Consider the following 21,312-nt stretch of genomic DNA (forward strand, 5'->3'; position numbering starts at 1 on the left):
GACGCCCCGCCCTCCGCCGACTCTCCGCCGGCCGTCGCGGGCCTGGGGCCGGAGCCCGGCGCGTCCAGGCCGAGTTCCGCGAGGCTCAGCCCGCCGGCCGCCAGCACGAAGCCCGCGGCGATCAGCAGGGTCCGGCGCCGGCGACGCCGGTGCGCGGCGGCTTTGCGGTCGCGGCGACTCGCCCCGCCCGTGGGACCGTCATCCGCCTCGTCGTCGTCTTCCGGGCCACCCTCGGGGCTGTCGAGGTCCTCGGCCTCGTCGGGAGCTTCGGCACCCCGGCCACGACCACGCCCCTGCGCGCGCCGACGCGCCGCCCGGCCACCGGACGGCTCCGCCGCGGTCTCGGCGCGACGTGCGGCCGACGTGGCCGCCGTCGCGCCGGTGTCACCGTCGCCGCCATCGGGGCCGTCGACGTCTGCGCCGCTCCCGCGCTCGTCGCGATAGGCGTAGCCGCCGCCGTGGTCGTCTCCGCGGAGGTCAGCCGGATGACCGCTTCCGTGCGACATGGCCTCGCGGCCGTCCTCGTAGGCCGTGCCCGCGTGGCCGCCCTCGTGCGACATGGCCTCGCGGCCGCTCCCGTACCGCGTGGTCTCAGGGCCGCCGTCTCCGTACGTCGCAGCCTCATGCCCGTCCCCGTACGACGTGGCCTCAGAACCGCCCGTGTACGCAGCGGCCCCAGGACCGCCCCCGTACGCCGGAGAGGCATGTCCGCCGCCGTACGCCGCCACGGAGGCCTCTCCGCCCCCGTACGCCGCCGCGGAGACCTGTCCCTCCCCGTACGCCGCGCCCGCGTGCCCGTCCCCGTACGCCGCGGACCCGTCCCCGTAGCCTCCGCCGTACGTTCCGCCCGTCGGGTGGCCCTGGTACGGCCCGCCTGGCGCCACACCGGCCTGGGCGGGCGCGGGCGACTGGGGCGCGTGCGGGGGGAAGGGCTCGGCCGGAGTGCCGCATCCGGGGCAGGCGAGGGCGCCGTTGAGGTGCCGTCGGCACGGGAGGCAGTAGTCCATGTCGCGGGAAGGTTAAGTTCCTCTCAGGTGACGTTCATAGTCACAGCTGTGAAAGTTGTGTAGGGAACCACACGTTCCGGTGTGAGAATTCACGCCAGGACCCACCTTTTCCAGCCAACCTGCGGCTTCCGGGCAACGCGGCGCCTTCCCTTCCCATAGCGCCGAAACCGCCGCCGAAAGCCCTGTCGAAAGCAGTGTCGAAACCGTTACCCGCTCGACCCATTGACACTGCCCTCGCACCATCCTTACTGTCACGCCAGCATTTCGAACGTGTGACGAAATTTCGAACACACGCCAAGTGAGCCGACGAAGCAGACAGACACAAAACGCAGCAAGGGGCAACTGCCGTGCGCATCACCGGAATCAGCACACACGTGGTCGGGACGCCGTGGCGCAACCTGACATACGTCCTGGTCCACACCGACGAGGGCATCACGGGAGTCGGCGAGACCCGGATGCTGGGGCACACCGACGCGCTGATCGGCTATCTGCGCGAAGCCGAGGCCAACCACATTCTGGGCTCCGACCCGTTCGCCACGGAAGACCTGGTCCGCCGCATGAAGTTCGGCGACTACGGTCGGGCCGGCGAGATCGTGATGTCCGGTATCGCCGTCATCGAGATGGCCTGCTGGGACATCAAGGGCAAGGCCCTCGGCGTGCCGGTGTGGCAGCTGCTGGGCGGCAAGGTGACCGACAAGGTCAAGGCGTACGCCAACGGCTGGTACACCACCGAGCGGACGCCGGAGGCCTACCACAAGGCCGCCAAGGGAGTCATGGAGCGCGGCTACAAGGCGCTCAAGATCGACCCCTTCGGCACCGGGCACTTCGAGCTCGACCACCAGCAGAGCCTGTACGCCGTCTCCCTCATCGAGGCCGTGCGCGACGCCATCGGGCCGGACGCCGAGCTGATGCTGGAGATGCACGGCCGCTTCTCCCCCGCAACGGCCATCCGACTGGCGAAGGACCTCGCGCCGTTCAAGCCCGCGTGGCTGGAAGAGCCCGTGCCGCCGGAGAACCTCAAGGCCCTGGAGAAGGTCGCCGCCAAGGTGGACATCCCGGTGGCCACGGGTGAGCGGATTCACGATCGCATCGAGTTCCGGGAGCTCTTCGAGAGCCAGGCCGTCGACATCATCCAGCCGGACGTCGGTCACATCGGCGGCATCTGGGAGACCAGGAAGCTGGCCGCGACCGCCGAGACCCACTACATGCTGGTCGCCCCGCACAACGTGGGCGGCCCGGTCCTGACCGCCGCCTCCCTCCAGGTCGGCTTCACGTCCCCGAACTTCAAGATCCTCGAGCACTTCAACGACTTCGCGGACGCGGAGATCAAGAAGGTCGTCAAGGGCGCGCCCGAGGTGATCGACGGTTACTTCCACCTCTCCGACGCTCCCGGTCTGGGTGTCGAGCTGGACGTCGACGCCGCCGCCGAGTTCCCGCAGCAGCAGGCTCGCTTCGACCTGTGGGCCGAGGGCTGGGAGCAGCGCAAGCCGAAGGGCGCCAAGTGAGCACGGCCGTCGTCGTCGAGGCACCCGGCGAGCACCGGCTCGCCGGGCACTCGCCCCGCGAGCCCGGCGCCGACGAGGCGCTGGTGCGGGTGCACGCCGTCGGCATCTGCGGCAGCGACCGCGAGGTGTACCAGGGCAACCGGCCCGAGGGGTACGTCCGCTACCCGCTGACCCCCGGCCACGAGTGGTCCGGGACGGTCGAGCAGGTGGGCGCGGGCGTGCCCGAGTCCCTCGTCGGCCGGAAGGTCGTGGGAGAGGGCTTCCGCAACTGCCAGGTCTGCGACCGCTGTCACGCGGGCGAGACCACGCTGTGCTCGGCGGGCTACGAGGAGACCGGGTTCACGCAGCCCGGGGCGATGGCCACCACCCTCACCCTGCCCGCCCGGCTGCTGCACGTGCTGCCGGACGATGCCGACCTGACGGCGGCGGCCCTGCTGGAGCCGGCCGCGTGCATCGCGGCCGCCGCGATCAAGGCGAACGCGCTGCCCGGGGAGCGGGTGGCCGTCGTCGGCACCGGTACCCTCGGCATGTTCGCCGTCCAGTTCCTGAAGGCGGGCTCCCCGGCGGAGCTGCTGGTCGTCGGCACGCGCAACGACCGCGAGGCGCTGTCCCGGCAGTTCGGGGCCACCGACTTCCGCACGAAGGGCCAGGAACTCCCCGACGACTTCGACGTCGTCATCGAGACGGCCGGGTCCGCGTCCGCCGCGGGCACCGCCGCCTCCCTGCTCAGGCGCGGCGGGCGACTGGTCCTGACGGGCATCCCGGCGCCGGGCGCCGAGGGCCTGGACCCGACCGACCTGGTCGTACGGCAGCTGGAGGTGCACACCGTCTTCGGGGCACCGCCGGACGCCTGGGCGCACACGGTGCGGGTGTTCGGGGCGGGACTGCTCGATCCGCTGCCGCTGGTCACGCACGAGCTGCCGCTCGACGGGTTCGCCGAGGCCATCGAGCTGGTGGGATCCGGCGACCCGAAGGTGGGCAAGGTGCTGCTCCGCCCATAGACGTACGCCGGTACGCGGGCAACCTGACGGCCTCCGTACCGGCGTACACCCAATCCCGCACGACTTGAGCCGCGAACCTTGTCCGCAATATCGAACACGAAGGACAGCTTGTGACGACCGACGCTTCCGCCACGGCAGCCCGCCGGCCCGGTGAGCAGGCGCTCACCGCACTCGGCCTGGCCGCGCCCGCCCTCGACCCCGCCGACGCATCGCCGCACACCTTCCCCGGCGGCGGCCGCTGGCGCACCGAGATCCCCTCGTGCGAGGGACCGGAAGCGCTGGCCGTCGTCCTGAAGGAGGCCTCGCGCCTCGACGTGCCGATCCACCGGATCAGCCAGGGCAGCGGCGTGTGGATGCTGACCGACGACGAGATCACCGAGATGGTCGACGCGACGGGCGACAACGACATCGAGCTCTGCCTGTTCACCGGCCCGCGCGGCACCTGGGACATCGGCGGCTCGACCCGGACCGACTCGCGCGGCGGCGGCCTGCGGGCCCGCGGCCACGACGCGGTCGCCGGCTGTGTCGAGGACGCCGTGCGGGCCACGGAGCTGGGTGTCAAGTGCCTCCTCGTCGCCGACGAGGGTGTGCTGTGGACGCTGCACCGGGCGCGCCGCGCCGGGATCATCCCGGCCGACACCACGCTCAAGGTGAGCGCCCTGATCGGGCCCGTCAACCCGGCCGCGTACGCCGTGTACGAGAACCTGGGCGGCGACTCGATCAACGTGCCCAGCGATCTGACGCTGGACCACCTCACCGAGATCCGGCGGATCTCCGCCGCCCCCATGGACATGTACATCGAGGCCCCCGACGATCTCGGCGGCTACGTGCGGATGTACGAGGTCGCCGAGCTGATCCGGCGCGGTGCGCCGCTGTACCTGAAGTTCGGTCTGTCCAAGGCCCCGGGGATCTACCCGTACGGGCACCACATGCGCGACCTGGCCCTGAACACCGCCCGGGAGAGAGTGCGCCGCGGCCGGCTCGCCCTGGACCTTCTGGCGCGGCACGGAGCGGGCGACGACATGGCGCCGCTCGGCTCCCGGCTGCCCGGCGATCTGCGTCGATTCGAGACGCCCTCATAACGTTCCGGACAACGCCCCTTCACAAAAGACGACGCAGCCGCACACAATCCCACACACCCTCTTCTCGGTCTCACCTCGCACTCGTGCCACGCAGCGGCCCGCAACGCCAGACCGAGCCCGCCTCACACATCAAGGATGATGATCATGCGTACTCGTCGAGCCGCACTCGCCGCCGTAGCCGGAGCCGCCTCCCTCGCCCTGACCCTGTCCGCCTGCGGCCAGAGCAGTGAGGGTGGCAGCGAGGAGAGCTCGGACAGCTCCAAGGGCGCCACCATCGGTATCGCCATGCCCACCAAGTCCTCCGAGCGCTGGATCGCCGACGGCAAGAACGTCGTCGCCGACCTGGAGTCGAAGGGCTACAAGACCAAGCTGGTCTACGGCGAGGACGACCCGGACCAGCAGGTCTCGCAGATCGAGAACCTGATCACGCAGGGCGTCAAGGCCCTGATCATCGCGGCCATCGACAACAAGTCGATGAACAACGTGCTCCAGCAGGCCAAGGACGCCGACATCCCGGTGATCTCCTACGACCGCCTGATCCTCGGCACCGAGAACGTCGACTACTACGCCTCCTTCGACAACGAGAAGGTCGGCGAGCTCCAGGGCAACTACATCGTCGAGAAGCTCGGCCTGAAGGACGGCAGCAAGAAGGGCCCGTTCAACATCGAGCTCTTCGCCGGCTCGAACGACGACAACAACACCCGCTACTTCTTCCAGGGCGCGATGAACGTCCTGCAGCCCTACATCGACAAGAAGCAGCTCGTCGTCCAGTCCAAGCAGACCAAGCTGACCCAGGTCACCACCCTGCGCTGGGACGGCGGCACCGCCCAGAAGCGCATGGACGACATCCTGACCTCGGCCTACAAGAGCGAGCGGGTCGACGCGGTCCTCTCGCCCTACGACGGCATCTCCATCGGCATCCTCTCCGCGCTGAAGTCGGACGACTACGGCTCCAAGAGCAAGCCGCTGCCGATCGTCACCGGCCAGGACGCCGAGGTCGCCTCGGTGAAGTCGATCATCGCGGGCCAGCAGTCGATGACCGTCTACAAGGACACCCGCGAGCTCGCCAAGGTGTCCTCGAACATGGTCGACGCGCTGCTCAACGACAAGAAGCCCGAGACGAACGACACCAAGACGTACGACAACGGCTCGAAGGTCGTCCCGGCGTACCTGCTGGAGCCGGTCGCCGTCGACAAGGCCAACTACCAGACGGTCGTCGTCGACTCCGGCTACATCAAGGAAAGCGACCTGAAGTAACCGCCACCCCCCTAGTGATTGGAAGGCACGACCATGGCGGGACCCGTCCTGGAAATGCGCTCGATCGTCAAGACCTTTCCCGGCGTAAAAGCGCTGTCGGACGTCACACTGACCGTCCAGCAGGGCGAGGTCCATGCCATCTGCGGGGAGAACGGCGCCGGCAAGTCGACCTTGATGAAGGTCCTCTCCGGCGTCCACCCGCACGGCACGTACGAGGGCGAGATCCTCTTCGAGGGTGACGTCTGCGAGTTCAAGGACATCAGGGCCAGTGAGCATCACGGCATCGTGATCATTCACCAGGAGCTGGCCCTGGTGCCCTACCTCTCCCTCGCGGAGAACATCTTCCTCGGCAACGAGCACGCCACGCGCGGGCTCATCAACTGGAACGACACCCTCAAGCACGCCAGCGAACTGCTGCGCCGGGTCGGTCTCGCCGACCACCCGGAGACCCGCGTCGCCGACATCGGCGTGGGCAAGCAGCAGCTCGTGGAGATCGCCAAGGCGCTGTCCAAGAAGGTGAAGCTGCTCATCCTCGACGAGCCGACCGCGGCTCTGAACGACGAGGACAGCAGCAAACTCCTGGATCTCATCCTGGAGTTGAAGACGCAGGGCATCACCTCGATCATCATCTCGCACAAGCTGAACGAGATCCGCAAGGTCGCCGACTCGGTGACGATCCTCCGCGACGGGCGCACCATCGAGACGCTCGACGTGAAGGCTGCGGAGACGACCGAGGACCGGATCATCAGCGGGATGGTCGGCCGCGACCTGGAGCACCGCTTCCCGGAGCGCTCCCCGCACGAGCCGGAGGAGGGCCAGGCGCCCGCCCTGGAGGTCCGCAACTGGACCGTGCACCACCCGATCGACCAGCAGCGCAAGGTGGTCGACGACGTCTCCCTGGCCGTGCGGCGGGGCGAGATCGTCGGTATCGCGGGCCTGATGGGCGCCGGCCGCACCGAACTCGCGATGAGCGTCTTCGGGCGGACGTACGGCCGGTACACGGGCGGCCAGGTCTTCAAGGACGGCACGGAGATCCGTACGAAGACCGTCCCCGAGGCGGTCAAGCACGGCATCGCGTACGTCACCGAGGACCGCAAGCACTACGGCCTCAACCTCATCGACACCATCAACCGCAACATCTCGCTCAGCGCGCTGGGCAAGGTCTCCAAGCGCGGTGTGGTCGACGAGCACGAGGAGCGGCAGGTCGCCGAGGGCTTCCGGAAGTCCATGAACATCAAGGCGCCGACCGTCTTCGAGCCGGTGGGCAAGCTGTCCGGCGGCAACCAGCAGAAGGTCGTCCTCAGCAAGTGGATCTTCGCGGGTCCCGACGTGCTGATCCTGGACGAGCCGACGCGCGGCATCGACGTCGGTGCCAAGTACGAGATCTACACGGTCATCGACCAGCTGGCCGCCCAGGGCAAGGCGGTCGTCTTCATCTCCTCGGAGCTGCCGGAGCTGCTGGGAATGTGTGACCGCATCTACACGATGGCCGCGGGGCGGCTGACCGGTGAGTTCTCGCGGGCCGAGGCCTCGCAGGAATCACTGATGCGTCAGATGACAAAGGACAAAGAGGTAACCCGATGAGCACGGACGTGACCGCCAAGACGCCGGCCCCCGCGCCGCCCGGCAAGGGCGGTTCGGCAACCGGTGACAGCCTCCTGCAGTTGATGCTGGACGGCATGCGCCGCAACATGCGGCAGTACGGCATGCTGTTCGCCCTCGGTCTGATCGTGGTGCTGTTCGCCGTGTGGACCAACGGTGACCTGCTGCTGCCGCGCAACGTCTCCAACCTGGTACTGCAGAACAGCTACATCCTGATCCTCGCGATCGGCATGATGCTCGTCATCATCGCGGGCCACATCGACCTGTCGGTCGGCTCGCTGACGGCGTTCGTGGGCGCGGTCGGAGCCGTGCTGATGGTCAACCACGACATCGCCTGGCCGCTGGCCCTGGTGCTGTGCCTGGCCATCGGCGGCGCCGCGGGCGCCGCGCAAGGGTTCCTCATCGCGTATCTGGGCATCCCGTCGTTCATCGTGACCCTGGCGGGCATGCTGACCTTCCGCGGCCTGACCGAGATCTTCCTGGAGGGCCAGACCATCGGCCCGTTCCCCGAGGGTCTGCAGAAGGTCGCCAACAGCTTCATGCCCGAGGTCGGCCCGAACACCAACTACCACAACCTCACCCTGCTGCTCGGCATCGCCGTGATCGTGTTCGTGGTGTTCCAGGAGTTCCGCGACCGCAAGCGGCAGCAGGAGTTCGCCCTCGACGTCCCGCCCACCAAGCTCTTCCTGCTCAAGCTGGTGGCGCTGGTCGCCGCGGTGCTCACCGTCACGATGCTGCTCGCCAGCTACAAGGGCGCGCCGATCGTGCTGCTCATCCTCGGTGTGCTGGTGGTCGGTTACGGCTACGTCATGCGCAACGCCGTCTTCGGCCGGCACATCTACGCGATCGGCGGCAACCTGCCGGCGGCCAAGCTGTCGGGCGTCAAGGACAAGAAGGTCACCTTCCTCGTCTTCCTCAACATGGGCATGCTCGCGGCCCTGGCGGGTCTGGTCTTCGCCGCCCGCTTCAACGCCGCCTCGCCCAAGGCCGGTCTCAACTTCGAGCTGGAGGCCATCGCGGCGTCCTTCATCGGCGGCGCGTCGATGAGCGGCGGTGTCGGTACCGTCCTCGGCGCGATCATCGGTGGCGTGGTGCTGGGCGTGCTGAACAACGGCATGAACCTGGTCGGCATCGGCACCGACTGGCAGCAGGTCATCAAGGGCCTGGTGCTGCTGGCGGCGGTCGGATTCGACGTGTGGAACAAGCGCAAGGTCGGTTCGTAGACGACCGGGCCACGGCCCGAGGGGCCCCGCCGACAGGCGGGGCCCTTTCCACTTCCACGGAAGGAAGGAAGCCGGTGAAGTCGCTCTTCGGCAAGCTCGCCGACGGCACGGAAGTCCACAGCTGGGCGCTGGAGAACGGCGGTACCCGCCTGAAGGTCCTGTCCTGGGGCGGTGTCGTCCAGTCCCTGGAGATCCCGGACCGCGAGGGCCGGTACGCGAACGTCTCCCTCGGCTTCGGCACCATCGAGGACTACGTCGCCAAGAGCCCGTACTTCGGCGCGCTGATCGGCCGCTTCGGCAACCGCATCGCCGAGGGCCGGTTCACTCTGGACGGCACGAGCCACCAGGTGGACGTCAACGACGGCGCCAACAGCCTGCACGGCGGCGCCCAGGGCTTCGACAAACAGGTGTGGGACGTCGAGCCGTTCGCCAAGGGCTCCGACGTCGGCCTGTACCTGTCCCGCACGAGCGTCGACGGCGAGATGGGCTATCCCGGCACGCTCGAGACGAAGGTGACGTACACCCTCACCGGGCAGGGCGACTGGCGCATCGACTACGAGGCCACCACCGACAGGGCCACCGTCGTCAACCTCACCAGCCACGTCTACTGGAACCTGGCCGGCGAGAACAGCGGCACGATCCACCACCACGAGCTGGAGATCGCGGCCTCCCGCTACACGCCCGTCGACTCCGGGCTGATCCCCACCGGCGAGCCGGCGGACGTCGCGGGCACGCCCTTCGACTTCCGCCGCCCCAAGCCGGTCGGCGAGGACCTCCGGGTCGCCCACGAGCAACTGCTGCACAGCAAGGGCATCGACCACAACTACGTCCTCGACAAGGGGATCACGGACGAGCCGGAGCACGTCGCGACGCTGAGGGACCCGTCCTCCGGGCGGACCATGAAGATCGCCACGACCGAGCCGGGCCTGCAGTTCTACTCGGGCAACTTCCTCGACGGCACCCTCGTCGGCACGGGCGGCGGCATCTACCGCCAGGGGGACGCGCTCTGCCTGGAGACACAGCACTTCCCGGACTCGCCGAACCAGCCGTCGTTCCCCTCGACACTGCTGCGACCTGGGCAGACGTACCGGACGACGACCGTGCACTCGTTCCACGCGTAACCGTCTTCACAGATGGCGCACAGGTTCTTACCCGTTTCTCAGCGGTTGAACAGCGCCACCCCAGCCTCCGTATGTAAGGGCGGCCCGTGCTCCCCCGCGCGGGCCACCCAAGACGACGGGCCCGGGTCGTCCCCACCGGTGCCCGCCCCATACGGAGGCTCCCTTGGCTGACAACGTCACCTCGCTGTTCCGCAGCACCGCGGCGCACAGCCCGTCGATGGCGGCGCTGACCCGTGAGGGCGGCGAAGGGGCCGGTCCGGTGGACTTCTGTATCCCCTGCAACCCGTACTTCCCCACGCCGGCCATGTTCGAGGAGATGGCCGGCCGGTTGCGGGACATCATCACGTACTACCCGAGCAGCGCCGACACCATCACGGCCGAGCTGTGCAGCCTGCTCCAACTCCCCCCGCAGTGCGTGGCGATGGGCAACGGCTCGACCGAGCTCATCACCTGGATCGACCACCTGCTGGTGCGGGAGTCCCTCGCCATCCCCGTCCCCACCTTCGGCCGCTGGACCGACCAGCCGATGGAGACCGGCAAGCGCGTCGACATGTTCCCGCTCCAGGAGTCCAGCGGCTTCGCCCTGGACCTCGCGCAGTACGCCGAGTTCATCCGGGCGCGCGGCACCCGCGTGGCCGTGATCTGCAACCCGAACAACCCCGACGGCGGCTTCCTGCACAAGCACGCCATCGTGCAGTTCATGGACGCGATGGCCGACCTGGATCTGGTCGTCATCGACGAGTCGTTCCTGGAGTTCGCGGACGCGGAGGTCGAGCCGAGCGTCGTCCAGGAGGCCATGCTGCGGCCGAACGTGATCGTGCTGCGCAGCCTCGGCAAGAACTTCGGCCTGCACGGCATACGGTTCGGCTACCTGGTCGCCAACCCGTCCCTGGCCGGCCGCATCCGCTCGATGCTGCCCAAGTGGAACCTCAACTCCTTCGCCGAGCACGTGGTGTTCATCCTCAAGCAGCACGGCGCCGAGTACGCCCAGAGCCTCCAGCAGGTCCGCCGCGACCGGCTGGACATGGCCGGCCAGCTCGCGTCCCTGCCCGGGCTGACGGTCTACCCGTCCCAGGGCAACTTCCTCTTCGTCCGCCTGCCCGTGGGCGCCGAAGGCACCGTGGTCCGGGACCGGATGCTCACCGAGCACCGGATCCTCGTCCGCGAGTGCGGCAACAAGATCGGCTCCTCAAGCCGCTTCCTGAGACTCGTGGTGCGCCCCCAGGTGGACGTGCGTCGCCTGGTGTCCGGCCTGGAACAGGTGCTCTACGGGACCAGGAGGGGAGCCGCCGTGCCCGAGCTGGCTACAGGGACCAGCTACAGCTCGGGTACGGCGGCAGTTGACCGGTTGGTCGGCGCCACCAACGGCTCCGGCATGCAGGGCCTTGCCGCTCAGGCCATGGCCGCCGCGCCGGGACCCCAGGCGGCCCCGTCCATCGGCGCCGGCATGCCGATGCCCGCCGCGGCGCAGACCGCACAGCCGGGTCAGCCGTTCGGGTCCGGGATGCCGATGCCGGCGGTGGCCCAGGCAGCGCCACAGCCGGTCGGCTACCCGGCCCCGACTCCGGTGCCGTCGCAGGCCCCGAACCCGATGCAGGCCCCGAACCCGATGCAGGCACCGGCCCCGGCCCCCATGGCCGCTCCGATGCCCGCCGCCGCCGCGATGACCGGCCAGACCCCGCCGGGCGTCCCCGCCCGCGGCGGCCTCACCGCGGCCCAGGTCCGCGGCATGACCGGCCCGGCCGGCGTGCAGGACCTGTCGACGGCTCCGGCGACCGGCTGGCCGGGCGCCCAGAGCTGGCCGAACGCGGCGGGCATGGGCCAGGCCGGCTGAGACGCCTGGACGCCGCAGGTTTGTGACTGGTCACGCCCCCGCCGCCCCTTCCCGTTCCCGTCCTTCTGGGGCTCCGCCCCAGACCCCGCTCCTCAAACGCCGGAGGGGCTGGATTTCAGCCCGTCCGGCGTTTGAGGACGAGGCCCTTCGGGCCGAAAGCGGGGGTCTGGGGGCGCAGCCCCCAGGGACGGGACGGGAAGGGGCGGCGGGGGCGAAACTCCCTGGAGGGGCAGGGATCACCCGTCCCCGAACCGCTGTCCCTTCTCCGCCTTCCGCACCAGCAGCGCGGGCGGCGCGAACCGCTCCCCGTAGCGTTCGGCCAGCTCACGCGCGCGTGCGACGAAGCCGGGCAGCCCGCCCTCGTAGCCGTTGATGTNGAAACCGCCCCTGGGGGTGCCTTAGACCGGGTTCAGCCTCCACTGCTGGCAGGCGTTGTTCAGCCACGTCCACTGCCGTACGTCGGCCGAGTCGGCGGTGGAGCAGTTCGCGACGTCGGCGACCTTGCCGGTGGCCTGGTTCACGATGCGGACGTAGCCGCTGTCGGTGGCCAGGAACCGGAACCGCTGGCAGGTGTTGTTCAGCCAGGACCACTGGCGCAGGTCGGCACCGTCGGCGGCCGAGCAGTCGGCGGTGTCGAGCACCTTGCCGGTGGCCACGTTGACGAGCCGGCTGGTGTCGTCGCCCTGGTCCTCGATCCGCCACTTCTGGTTGTTGCCGCCGCTGCACGTGTACTGCTGGACGTTGGCGCCGTCGGCCGTCGAACTCCCGGCGACGTCGAGGCACTTGCCGCTGTTGCGGTTGCTGATGGTGTACGTCGTCGAGGCGGCGGACGGCTCACCGGACGGGCCGGTCATGCTCGCCCCGAGCGCGACCGGCGTACCGAGGTTCGGCGTGCCGTCCGCGTTCCAGGTGAACTTCTGCGCGCGGGTCGTACGCCCGTTGTCGCAGCCGTCGGAGGCGGAGTCGTTGGCGTGGTAGACGATCCAGTTCTCGGTGCCGTCGGGCGAGGTGAAGAAGCCGTTGTGGCCCGGCCCGTAGACCCCGGCGGCGTCGTTGCGCTGGAACACGGGTGTCGACTTCTTCGTCCAGGAGGACGCGGAGAGCGGGTCGGAGCCGGTGAGGGTGAGCTGGCCGAGCTTGTAGTCGGGGGTCCAGCAGCCGCTCGCCGAGTAGATCAGGAACGTCTTCCCGCCGCGCTGGAGGATCTCCGGCCCTTCGTTGACCGTACCGCCGGACCTCTCCCAGGAGTTGGTCGGCGTGGAGATGGTGGAGAAGCCGGTGGCGAGGGTGTACGGGTTGGACATCCGCGCCGCGACGAGGTTCTGTGTGCCGCCTCCGTTCGCGCTGCCGAACAGGTACAGCTGCCCGTTGACGGTGGCGACCGTCGGGTCCAGCATCCAGGCGGAATTGAGCTGGTTCCTGTAGGTGTACGGGCCCATCGGATCCGAGCCCGCGCTTTCCAGGACGTGGGTGCGCTGGGTCGGGTTGTAGTCGGAGACGTTCTGTCCGGCGACGTAGTACAGGTACCAGCGGCCGTTGAGGAAGTGGATCTCAGGTGCCCAGGTGTTGTAGCCCGGGGAGGCGGCGTCGCCCTTCCACACCTGGACGCTGGGCGCGGTGGCCAGGCCGGCCAGGGTGGCGGACTTGCGCATGGTGATGACGTCGGTCCAACTGGTCGTCACCATGTAGTAGTTGCCGTTGTAGAACGAGATCCAGGGGTCGGCGCCCTTCTGCGTCTTGATCGCGTTGGTGAACGAGGCCGCGCTCGCGGACGACTGCCCGAGCGAAAGGGCCAGCAGCAGCGCTGCCAGCAGGGTCAGTATGCGACGGGCCATCCGGTGCTCCAGTTCAGTAGGTTGACGCCCAGCTTGGGCGTGCCGTTGTCGTTGCCGTCGTAGTAGTGGTAGACGATCAGGTCCCCGTCGGAGTCGTTCATGACCGACTGGCCGCCGGGGCCGATGACGCTGCCGTGGGACTCCAGCACGGCCGTCCCGCCGTTGTTCATCATCGAGACGCCGTTCTTGTCGTAGTACGGCCCGGTGACGCTGGTGGCCCGGCCGACCTTGACCTTGTACGTCGAGCTCGTGCCGGCGCAGCAGGTGTCGTACGAGGCGAAGAGGTAGTAGTAGCCGCCTCGCTTGACGATGGAGGGGGCCTCCACGGCCTTGGTCCCGGTGGGGCGGGAGGCGAGGGAGTACCGGGTGGTGTTGGAGGAGAGCTGCTTGCCGGTGGCGGGGTTGATCTGGATCATCTTGATCCCCGTCCACCAACTGCCGAAGGACAGCCACCACTTGCCGTCGCCGTCCACGAAGAGGTTCGGGTCGATGGCGTTGTAGTCGCTGGAGGTGGTGGAGGTGTAGACGGTGCCCTGGTCGGCCCAGGAGCCGGGCAGGCCGGTCGTCGAGGTCGCCAGCCCGATGGCGGACCTGTTCGAACCGAAGGTCGAGACGGCGTAGTACAGGAGGTACTTGCCGCCCTGGTAGGAGATGTCGGGGGCCCAGGCCTCGGTGGCGTACGAGGACCACCAACCCGGCTTGCTCGCGAAGGCGTCGGCGCCCGCGGTGAAGGCGGTCCGGTCGGTGGAGGTCCGGTACCCGAGGCCGCCGCCGGTGCCGTACAGCAGGTAGCGGCCCGAGGTGTTGCGGATCATCGTCGGGTCGTGGATGACGACGTCGCCGGTGACCCGGCCGGGGTTGGGGTAGGCGGACGCGCTGCTCGGTATGAGGGCGAGCAGGACGGCGGCGGGGACGGCGAGGAGCGCGGTCCTGCGGGACGTACGGGAGGTGCGGCTCACGCGGGGCCTCCTTGTGGGGGAATACGGTCCGTTCGTTCGGTATTTCGATCACCGATCAGAACCTCGGACGGACCGTAGAATCGAACCCCTTGCGCGTCAATGGTCCGCGCAGCCCCAGTAGTCGCTCGCCGGCTACAGCACCTCCTCGGTCATGTCCGCGGCGAGGCCGTCCTCACACTCCCGGCCCGAAGTCCGCCTCCAGCCGCTCCCGCCAGCCCGCGTCCGCCAGCCCCGCCCCCACGAGCACATCGCGCCAGTCCTCCTTGGCCAGCTGCAGGGCGTCGAGGAGGCGGTCCATGCGGCCGTGGCTGCACAGGAGGGTCGCGGCGGCGATGCGCTCCTTGTCCTCGCTGTCGCCGCGCTCGGCGAGGTGGTGGACGAGTTCGGCGAGGAGTTCCTCCACGACCCGGCCGTCGCGGCCGGGGAAGTCCTTGGCGATGCGTTGCTCGACGCGCCCGGTCAGCCTCATTCGTACTCCCATGCGAAACCCTTCGAAGCCTTTGACCCGCTATATCCCTTTAGGTCGCCACGCTACCTCGCCCCGCCCCTCCCGACGGGCTGTCTCGCAAGGGACTTGACGGATTGTCGCTTTACCCGACTGACAGCAGACCGACAGGATCCGCTTCTACGGTGCCGTGTCCATGACAGACACCTCTCCGAACAGCAGAGCAGAAGCAGCCCACCCCGTCCGGCGTCGCACCGTACTGATCGCCACCGGCGCGACCGCCGCGACCCTCGCCGTCGGCGCCGTGGGCGCCGCGACCCCCGAGGCCCCCGCCACCGACACGGCCGAGACGGCACCCGTGGCCGCCGCGGCGGTCTGCACCCTCACCAAGGAGATGACCGAAGGCCCCTACTACCTCGACGGACAGTACGTCCGCTCCGACATCAGCGAGGACAAGACCGGTTTCCCGCTCCGGCTGACCCTCACCGTCGTCGACGACGACACCTGCGTCCCGCTGAGCGACGCCCTCGTCGAGATCTGGCACTGCGACGCACTCGGCGAGTACTCCGGCTTCGTCGGCAACAACGGCCACGACGAGCCCGACAACGGCACCTTCCTGCGCGGCGGCGTGCTGACGGACTCCGGCGGCGTCGCGCGCATCACGACCGTCTACCCGGGCTGGTACCGCGGCCGCTGCGTGCACATCCACGTCAAGGTGCACACGGACGTCACCCTGACCTCGGACGGCTCGTTCACCGGCGGCCAGGAACTGCACACCGGGCAGCTCTTCTTCGACGAGACGGTCACGGCCCGGGTCGGCGCCCTCGCGCCGTACTCGGCCAACACGGTCCACCGCACCACCCTCGCCCAGGACTCCATCTACGACGAGGGAGGCGCCGCGTCCGGGCTCCTCACCCTCACCGCCCTGGGCGGCTCACCGTCCGCCGGCTACTCCGGCACGCTCACCCTGGGGGTCGAGCGGAACTGACGACCGACCGCGGTGGCCCCGCCGCTCGCGAGGCCACCGCGGCACCTCGTCACGACTCCGGGCACTCCTTCCACGCCAGGTGGTACACCGTGCTGATGTCGCCGTCCGTCGAGTCCATCGTCATGAAGCTGACCTTGCCCGGCGCCTGACTGCCGGCCGTCACGCGGAGCTCGGTGTTGATGTTGAAGTTGCGCTGGACTCCGCAGGGCGCCCAGACCAGTTGGGCCCAGTCCGTGGTGTCGGTGGCCTGCCAGTTGTCGTTGAGGGGGCCGGTGAAGGGGTGGTTCTTGTACACCGTGCTCGACGAGCCCTGGAAGTAGTACGAGGCCCTCTGGACGGCGCTCGCGCCGGACTGGAGTGCCGCGAAGCCGCGGTAGTCCGCGCTGGCGACGGCGTAGGTGAAGCCCTGCGGGACGTGGACGATCAGGTTGAGCTGGCAGTTCTTGCGGAAGGCCGTGGGGTCCGAGTTGCCGCCGGCCTGGGCGAGGTAGTCGCTGTAGGTCACGGTGAAGGCGGTGTTGTCCTCGGAGACGGCCACCGCGGCCGTGCCCTGCGGGCAGCCGGAGCCGTTCACCGTGGCGACCTTGATCACGATCTTGTCCGGGGGCGGGTCCTCGAACCCGGAGGTCGGGCTTTGCGCGGGCAGTGCGGCGGTGAGGAGCGCGGTGATCGCGCCACCCAGGAGCAGGCCAGTAGCCACTGTCTCTCCCTTTCGGTGGGATCGGTGGGGGGTGGATGCGCCCCGGCTCCGGACTCCAACTCCGTGAAGACTTTGTGCAGTTGCTGTGGAGACGCGGGGCGATCGCATCGTAGGGAGCCCCGACATGTCATGGACAGGTCGAACTCAGGCCATTCACCCCGACCCGTTCACACCACCACGGACTGCCGTTCCGCCGCCGCCTCCTGTGCCGCGCTCTCCCTGCGGTACGCCCGGATCGAGTACGCGAGCGCCGCCGCCCACACGGCGTACAGGAAGACGTACACGGGCGTGCTCAGCCGGCTCGACGCGCCGATCCAGTCGCTCCCCAGCAGCGTCCGCGCGTTCGTGACGAGGATGACTCCCCCCACCGCCGACCCGAGCACGCGCGGCGGCATCAGCCGGACCAGCCACGCGGCGAGCGGCGCGGCGACCAGGCCGCCGAGGAGGAACGCGGCCACCCAGAGGAAGTCGATGCCCTGGGAGCCGAGGGAGAACAGGAAGCCGAGGCTCGCGGCGACCGCGACCAGGAACTCGCTGGTGTCGACGGAACCGATCACCTTGCGCGGCTCCATGCGGCCGCCGGCCAGCAGCGCGGGCGTGCCGACCGGGCCCCAGCCGCCTCCGCCGGTCGCGTCCAGGAAGCCGGCGACCAGGCCGAGCGGGGTGAGGAAGCGGCGGCCCAGGGGCTTGCCGAGCTTGCCCTGGGGCAGGCCGCGGAAGGTGAAGCGGGACAGGACGTAGAGGCCGAGGCCGAACAGGATCAGGGACATCACCGGCGCGGCGACCGCGGTCGAGAGCTTCGACAGGACCGTCGCGCCGAGGAAGGCGCCCACCGCTCCCGGCACACCGATCCTCGCGACGACCTTCCAGTCGACGTTCCCGAACCGCCAGTGCGACGCGCCCGACATCAACGTGGTGCCGATCTCGGCGAGGTGGACCGTGGCCGAGGCGGCGGCCGGGTTGGTGCCCAGCGCCAGCAGCAGGGTGGTGGAGGTGACGCCGTAGGCCATGCCGAGGCTGCCGTCCACGAGCTGGGCGCCGAGGCCCGCGAGGGCGAGCAGTATCAGCGTGCGCATGGGTCGTCCCGTCGTCTCTGGGTTTCCTGGGTTTCCTACCGGATGAGTAGGGATGGACGGGACGTGATCCTAGGTCGTCATTCTGAGTGGAACCTGAGACGGGGTGCGGAGCACTGCCGGGGGCTCAGGGGTTCTCCCAGGCGGCCGGTTCCGCCGCCAACTGCTGTACCGGCTCGGGCAGGGCGCCCGCCGCGATGTCGGCGATGGTGACGCCCTCCAGGATCTTGCGGACGTTGGCGCGCAGCGCGATCCACAACGGCAGCAGGGGCTGGGCCGATCCGGTGTACGCGAGGCCGGTGGGCCTCTCGCCGCGCACCGACACGATGGGCCCGTCGACTGCGCGGATGACGTCGGCGACCGTGATCGCGGTGGCCTCGCGGGCCAGCCGGTAGCCGCCGCCCCCGCCGCGCCGGCTGTCGACGATGCCGCCGCGCCGCAGGTCGCCGAGGATGCCCTCCAGGAACTTGTGCGGAATGCCCTGGACGGCCGCGACGGTCTCCGCCTTCACCGGCCCGCCGTCCTGTCGTACGGCGAGCTCCAGCACCGCCCGTACCGCGTAGTCCGCCCGCGCAGAGATCCTCATACGACAATTGTGCGGCGTCCGACCGTACACAATGACCCAGCACCCTCGGTCGCGGACCGCACAGGCACAACAGGAGGCGCTCCCTTGGGGCTCAGCAGACGTACTTTCAACGCCCTCGCCGGCACCACGGCGCTCGGCCTCGCGCTGAGCGGCAGCGGCGGCTTCGCCTCGAACGCCCCCGTGTCCCGCAGCGTGCCCACGGGACCCGCGCCGGGCCCGCCCGCCGCCGACCGCCGCCGGCACTCGGTCGGCTTCGACCGGTACTCACTGCTCGTCGACGGCAGGCGGCTGGTGTTGTGGTCGGGCGAGATGCACCCGTTCCGGCTGCCGAGCCCGTCGCTGTGGCGGGACGTCCTGCAGAAGATGCGCGCGCACGGCCACAACGCCGTCAGCGCGTACGTCGCCTGGAACTACCACTCCCCCGCGCCCGGCGAGTACGACTTCACGGGCGTCCGCGACCTCGACCTGTTCCTGCGCACGGCCGCGGAGAGCGGCCTGTACGTCGTCCTGCGCCCGGGCCCGTACATCAACGCGGAAATCGACGGCGGCGGCTTCCCCGGCTGGCTCACGGCGACCGAGGGCCGGGCCCGCACCTTCGACCCGGCCTACCTGAAGTACGCCGACGAGTGGCTGACCGAGGTCAACGCGATCGTCGCCCGGCACCAGTTCACCCGGGGCACGGGCACGGTCCTGCTCTACCAGATCGAGAACGAGTACGACGGCTTCGCCGGCGACCCGATGGGGCGGGACTACATGTCCCACCTGTACAAGAAGGTGCGGGCCGACGGGATCGACGTACCCCTGTTCCACAACGACAGGGGACGTGGCGGTCGTTGGCTGCCCGGGTCGTTCGACACCGGAGGTGAGAGAGGGCGCTGGCTGTACGGCTTCGACGAGCATCCCGATCCTGCCCAGGTGCCGCCGGACCAGGGGCATTTCGCTGCCGGCGGCGGCAAGGGCGGGGCCACGGCCGGCCCCGGGACGCCCGGCTTCCTTTCCGAGTCCGGCGGGGGTGGGTCCGACGCGTGGGGCGGTGCCACCTTCCAGGGCAAGGGGTACGCCGAGGCGCGCCGCACCCGGGACGCCGCCTACGAGCGGCGCTTCCACCTCACCAACCTCGCCAACGGCATCACGCTGAACAACGTCTACATGACCTTCGGCGGCACCTCCTGGGGCTGGCTGCCCGCGCCGGCCGTCTACACGTCGTACGACTACGGGGCGGCCATCGACGAGGGGCGCAGGGCCACCGCCAAGCTGGCCCCGATGCACCAGCTGGGGCATCTGCTGCAACGCGTGCCGGACTTCGCGAAGCTGGACCGGGCGGCGCAGGTGAGGGCGACGGACGACCGGCTGAAGGTGTACCACCTCACCAATCCCGACACCGGCTCCCACGTCTACGTGGTGCGCAACGACACCGACGAGGACATCTCCTCGACCATGCCGGACGCCGGGTTCGCGGTGCCGTTCACCGTCCCGGCCCGGGACGCGCTGCTGCTGACCGCCGACCTGGCCCTGGGGCGGCGGAAGTTGAAGTACGCCACCGTGCCGCCCATGTTCTGTCTCACCGCGGGGCGGCTGGACATCGCCGTCTTCGCGGGACGGTACGGCGACATGGCGCAGATCGCGCTGGAGAGCCCACAGGACGTGGAGGCGACCCGGCTGGACCCCGAGGGCGCGTGGATCTACGACCGCGGTCTGCTGCGCGTGACCGTGCCGCTCGGCGTCGGTGGGCTGACCCGGGTCAGGGTCGAGGCCGCCGGGTCCGAGCGGCCGATGCTGCTGCTCTTCGCCGACGACGCGAACGCCCGGCGGCTGTGGCCGTTCGACACCCCGTCGGGCACGGTGCTGGTGTACGGCCCGCCGCTGGTGCGCGAGGTGACCGTGCGCGGCGACACGGTGCACCTGACCGGCGACACGCACGGCGCGACCGGTCTCGAGGTGTGGGCCCCGCGGGGTGTCGGTCACGTCACCTGGAACCAGCGGTCGCTGCGTACCAGGATCAGCGCCACCGGCAGTCTGCTGGCCGAGCCGCTGCTGCCCGGCGTGGGCCCCGTGACGCTGCCCGCGCTGGACTCGGGCTGGCGACGGCGGACGGAGGACCCGGAATCCGAGCCGGACTTCGACGACTCCGCGTGGACCGTCGCCGACAAGAAGACGTCGTTCAGCATCACGCCCGTGCCCGAGGGGCAGCCCGTTCTCTTCGCGGACGACTACGGCTTCCACTACGGCGACGTCTGGTACCGGGGGCGCTTCACCGAGGCGGCGGACGCTGAATCGGTCTCCCTCTCCTACAGCACGGGCACCCAGGGCCTGCTGATGGCCTGGCTCGACGGGACGCCGCTGGGCACGCACCGCATGCCGGTGCCGGACGAGGACACGGTGGGGAAGGGCAGTTGGGCGGAGACGGCGACCTTCGCCCTGCCCGGGAGACTCCGCGAGAAGCTCCGCTACGGGGGCGGTGAGGGGAGCGGTGGCACCCACGTCCTGTCCGTCCTCGTCCGCCGCATGCAGCACGACCAGGACGGCGCGGCGGACGACGCGCACAAGGTGGCACGCGGTCTCACCGCGGTCACCTTCAAGGGGGTCTCGCCGCCACCGAAGGTGAGCTGGCGGCTGCAGGGCACGGCCGAAGCCGACCCCGTGCGCGGGCCGATGAACACCGGCGGGCTGTTCGGGGAGCGGGAGGGCTGGCACCTGCCCGGGTTCGCGGACGGCGAGTGGCGGACCGTGGACCTCCCGCACGCCGACCACGGCCAGGGCGTCACCTGGTACCGGAAGACCTTCCGGCTGGCCGTCGACGCCGGGACCGACGCCTCGGTCGGGCTCACCCTCGACGACGACCCGAAGCGCGCCTACCGCGTCCAGATCTTCCTGAACGGCTGGAACATGGGCCAGTACATCAACGACGTGGGTCCGCAGCACACCTTCGCCCTGCCGAACGGGATCCTGCGCACACGTGGCACCAACACACTGGCGCTGGCGGTCCTGTCCGACGGGACCACACCGTCGGGCCTGCGGGACGTGCGGCTGACCCTGATGGGTGTGGCGGCCGGAGGAGTGCCGGTGGCACCGGTGGACTCCCCCGGCCGCTGAT

Annotated in this window: 17 protein-coding genes; 10 read left to right on the forward strand and 7 right to left on the reverse strand. The window is 69.7% G+C overall.

Translation table 11 applies throughout. The features are described 5' to 3' along the window. On the reverse strand, positions 1 to 1,007 hold a 1,007-nt coding region (locus tag ACWBNA_RS16885), incomplete at its 3' end, for an SCO2400 family protein (RefSeq protein WP_482705158.1). A gap of 347 nt (positions 1,008 to 1,354) precedes the next feature. Here ACWBNA_RS16885 and ACWBNA_RS16890 point away from each other — a divergent pair. From ACWBNA_RS16890 to ACWBNA_RS16925, 8 genes are all read left to right on the forward strand, one after another. Continuing rightward, complete coding sequence (locus tag ACWBNA_RS16890; RefSeq protein ID WP_482705159.1) at positions 1,355 to 2,512, forward strand: mandelate racemase/muconate lactonizing enzyme family protein; 1,158 nt, start codon at positions 1,355 to 1,357, stop codon at positions 2,510 to 2,512. Further along, positions 2,509 to 3,513, forward strand: a complete 1,005-nt coding sequence (locus ACWBNA_RS16895) for a zinc-dependent alcohol dehydrogenase (RefSeq protein ID WP_482705160.1) — start codon at positions 2,509 to 2,511, stop codon at positions 3,511 to 3,513. Before ACWBNA_RS16890 ends, ACWBNA_RS16895 begins: the two co-directional genes overlap by 4 nt. 110 nt (positions 3,514 to 3,623) lie before the next feature. Beyond that, positions 3,624 to 4,595: a hypothetical protein gene (locus ACWBNA_RS16900; protein ID WP_482705161.1), complete on the forward strand. Its 972-nt coding sequence runs from the start codon at positions 3,624 to 3,626 to the stop codon at positions 4,593 to 4,595. A 144-nt stretch (positions 4,596 to 4,739) separates the two neighbouring features. Further along, positions 4,740 to 5,852 carry a multiple monosaccharide ABC transporter substrate-binding protein gene (chvE, locus tag ACWBNA_RS16905; RefSeq protein ID WP_482705162.1) on the forward strand — a complete coding sequence of 371 codons (1,113 nt, stop codon included), beginning with the start codon at positions 4,740 to 4,742 and terminating at the stop codon, positions 5,850 to 5,852. 33 nt (positions 5,853 to 5,885) lie between these two features. Beyond that, positions 5,886 to 7,436, forward strand: coding sequence for a multiple monosaccharide ABC transporter ATP-binding protein (gene mmsA / locus ACWBNA_RS16910; protein WP_482705163.1), 1,551 nt, complete (start codon positions 5,886 to 5,888; stop codon positions 7,434 to 7,436). Continuing rightward, the gene (gene mmsB, locus ACWBNA_RS16915) at positions 7,433 to 8,677 is read left to right on the forward strand and encodes a multiple monosaccharide ABC transporter permease (RefSeq protein ID WP_482705164.1); all 1,245 of its coding nucleotides are present in this window, start codon (positions 7,433 to 7,435) and stop codon (positions 8,675 to 8,677) included. Before mmsA ends, mmsB begins: the two co-directional genes overlap by 4 nt. Next, the gene (locus tag ACWBNA_RS16920) at positions 8,650 to 9,798 is read left to right on the forward strand and encodes an aldose epimerase family protein (protein WP_482705165.1); all 1,149 of its coding nucleotides are present in this window, start codon (positions 8,650 to 8,652) and stop codon (positions 9,796 to 9,798) included. Before mmsB ends, ACWBNA_RS16920 begins: the two co-directional genes overlap by 28 nt. 163 nt (positions 9,799 to 9,961) lie before the next feature. Beyond that, a complete protein-coding gene (locus ACWBNA_RS16925) occupies positions 9,962 to 11,632 on the forward strand; it encodes a pyridoxal phosphate-dependent aminotransferase (RefSeq protein WP_482705166.1) in 1,671 nt (556 codons plus the stop codon). 398 nt (positions 11,633 to 12,030) lie between these two features. On the opposite strand, the gene ACWBNA_RS16930 is transcribed toward ACWBNA_RS16925, so the two are convergent. The 3 genes from ACWBNA_RS16930 to ACWBNA_RS16940 all read right to left on the reverse strand — a co-directional run bounded on the left by ACWBNA_RS16930 (position 12,031) and on the right by ACWBNA_RS16940 (position 14,907). Beyond that, positions 12,031 to 13,467 carry a family 43 glycosylhydrolase gene (locus ACWBNA_RS16930; protein WP_482705167.1) on the reverse strand — a complete coding sequence of 479 codons (1,437 nt, stop codon included), beginning with the start codon at positions 13,465 to 13,467 and terminating at the stop codon, positions 12,031 to 12,033. Beyond that, on the reverse strand, positions 13,449 to 14,426 hold the full coding sequence (locus tag ACWBNA_RS16935) for an arabinan endo-1,5-alpha-L-arabinosidase (protein ID WP_482705168.1): 978 nt from the start codon (positions 14,424 to 14,426) through the stop codon (positions 13,449 to 13,451). The genes ACWBNA_RS16930 and ACWBNA_RS16935 overlap by 19 nt, the downstream gene beginning before the upstream one ends. A 172-nt stretch (positions 14,427 to 14,598) precedes the next feature. Beyond that, positions 14,599 to 14,907 carry a hypothetical protein gene (locus ACWBNA_RS16940; protein ID WP_482705169.1) on the reverse strand — a complete coding sequence of 103 codons (309 nt, stop codon included), beginning with the start codon at positions 14,905 to 14,907 and terminating at the stop codon, positions 14,599 to 14,601. Between the two features lie 160 nt (positions 14,908 to 15,067). Here ACWBNA_RS16940 and ACWBNA_RS16945 point away from each other — a divergent pair, with 160 nt between their 5' ends. After that, positions 15,068 to 15,859, forward strand: a complete 792-nt coding sequence (locus tag ACWBNA_RS16945; RefSeq protein ID WP_482705170.1) for an intradiol ring-cleavage dioxygenase — start codon at positions 15,068 to 15,070, stop codon at positions 15,857 to 15,859. A gap of 49 nt (positions 15,860 to 15,908) precedes the next feature. Here ACWBNA_RS16945 and ACWBNA_RS16950 read toward each other — a convergent pair whose 3' ends face one another. The 3 genes from ACWBNA_RS16950 to ACWBNA_RS16960 form a co-directional block, all read right to left on the reverse strand. Further along, complete coding sequence (locus tag ACWBNA_RS16950) at positions 15,909 to 16,559, reverse strand: DUF4360 domain-containing protein (protein WP_482705171.1); 651 nt, start codon at positions 16,557 to 16,559, stop codon at positions 15,909 to 15,911. Between the two features lie 167 nt (positions 16,560 to 16,726). After that, entirely contained in the window at positions 16,727 to 17,635 is a 909-nt protein-coding gene (locus ACWBNA_RS16955) for a sulfite exporter TauE/SafE family protein (RefSeq protein WP_482705172.1), read from the reverse strand. A 124-nt stretch (positions 17,636 to 17,759) separates the two neighbouring features. Continuing rightward, complete coding sequence (locus tag ACWBNA_RS16960) at positions 17,760 to 18,218, reverse strand: RrF2 family transcriptional regulator (protein ID WP_482705173.1); 459 nt, start codon at positions 18,216 to 18,218, stop codon at positions 17,760 to 17,762. Positions 18,219 to 18,302: 84 nt separating this feature from the next. Between ACWBNA_RS16960 and ACWBNA_RS16965 the strand changes: the two genes are divergently transcribed. Further along, the gene (locus ACWBNA_RS16965) at positions 18,303 to 21,311 is read left to right on the forward strand and encodes a glycoside hydrolase family 35 protein (protein WP_482705174.1); all 3,009 of its coding nucleotides are present in this window, start codon (positions 18,303 to 18,305) and stop codon (positions 21,309 to 21,311) included. Position 21,312: the final 1 nt, after the last annotated feature.

The organism is Streptomyces sp. Q2 (assembly GCF_056820935.1).

Excerpts from the sequence above, each read along its gene's own strand:
- mmsA (WP_482705163.1), top strand. The coding sequence starts at position 5,886 with ATGGCGGGACCCGTCCTGGAAATGCGCTCGATCGTCAAGACCTTTCCC.
- chvE (WP_482705162.1), top strand. The coding sequence starts at position 4,740 with ATGCGTACTCGTCGAGCCGCACTCGCCGCCGTAGCCGGAGCCGCCTCC.
- ACWBNA_RS16945 (WP_482705170.1), top strand. The coding sequence starts at position 15,068 with ATGACAGACACCTCTCCGAACAGCAGAGCAGAAGCAGCCCACCCCGTC.
- ACWBNA_RS16940 (WP_482705169.1), bottom strand. The coding sequence starts at position 14,907 with ATGGGAGTACGAATGAGGCTGACCGGGCGCGTCGAGCAACGCATCGCC.
- ACWBNA_RS16930 (WP_482705167.1), bottom strand. The coding sequence starts at position 13,467 with ATGGCCCGTCGCATACTGACCCTGCTGGCAGCGCTGCTGCTGGCCCTT.
- ACWBNA_RS16955 (WP_482705172.1), bottom strand. The coding sequence starts at position 17,635 with ATGCGCACGCTGATACTGCTCGCCCTCGCGGGCCTCGGCGCCCAGCTC.
- mmsB (WP_482705164.1), top strand. The coding sequence starts at position 7,433 with ATGAGCACGGACGTGACCGCCAAGACGCCGGCCCCCGCGCCGCCCGGC.
- ACWBNA_RS16960 (WP_482705173.1), bottom strand. The coding sequence starts at position 18,218 with ATGAGGATCTCTGCGCGGGCGGACTACGCGGTACGGGCGGTGCTGGAG.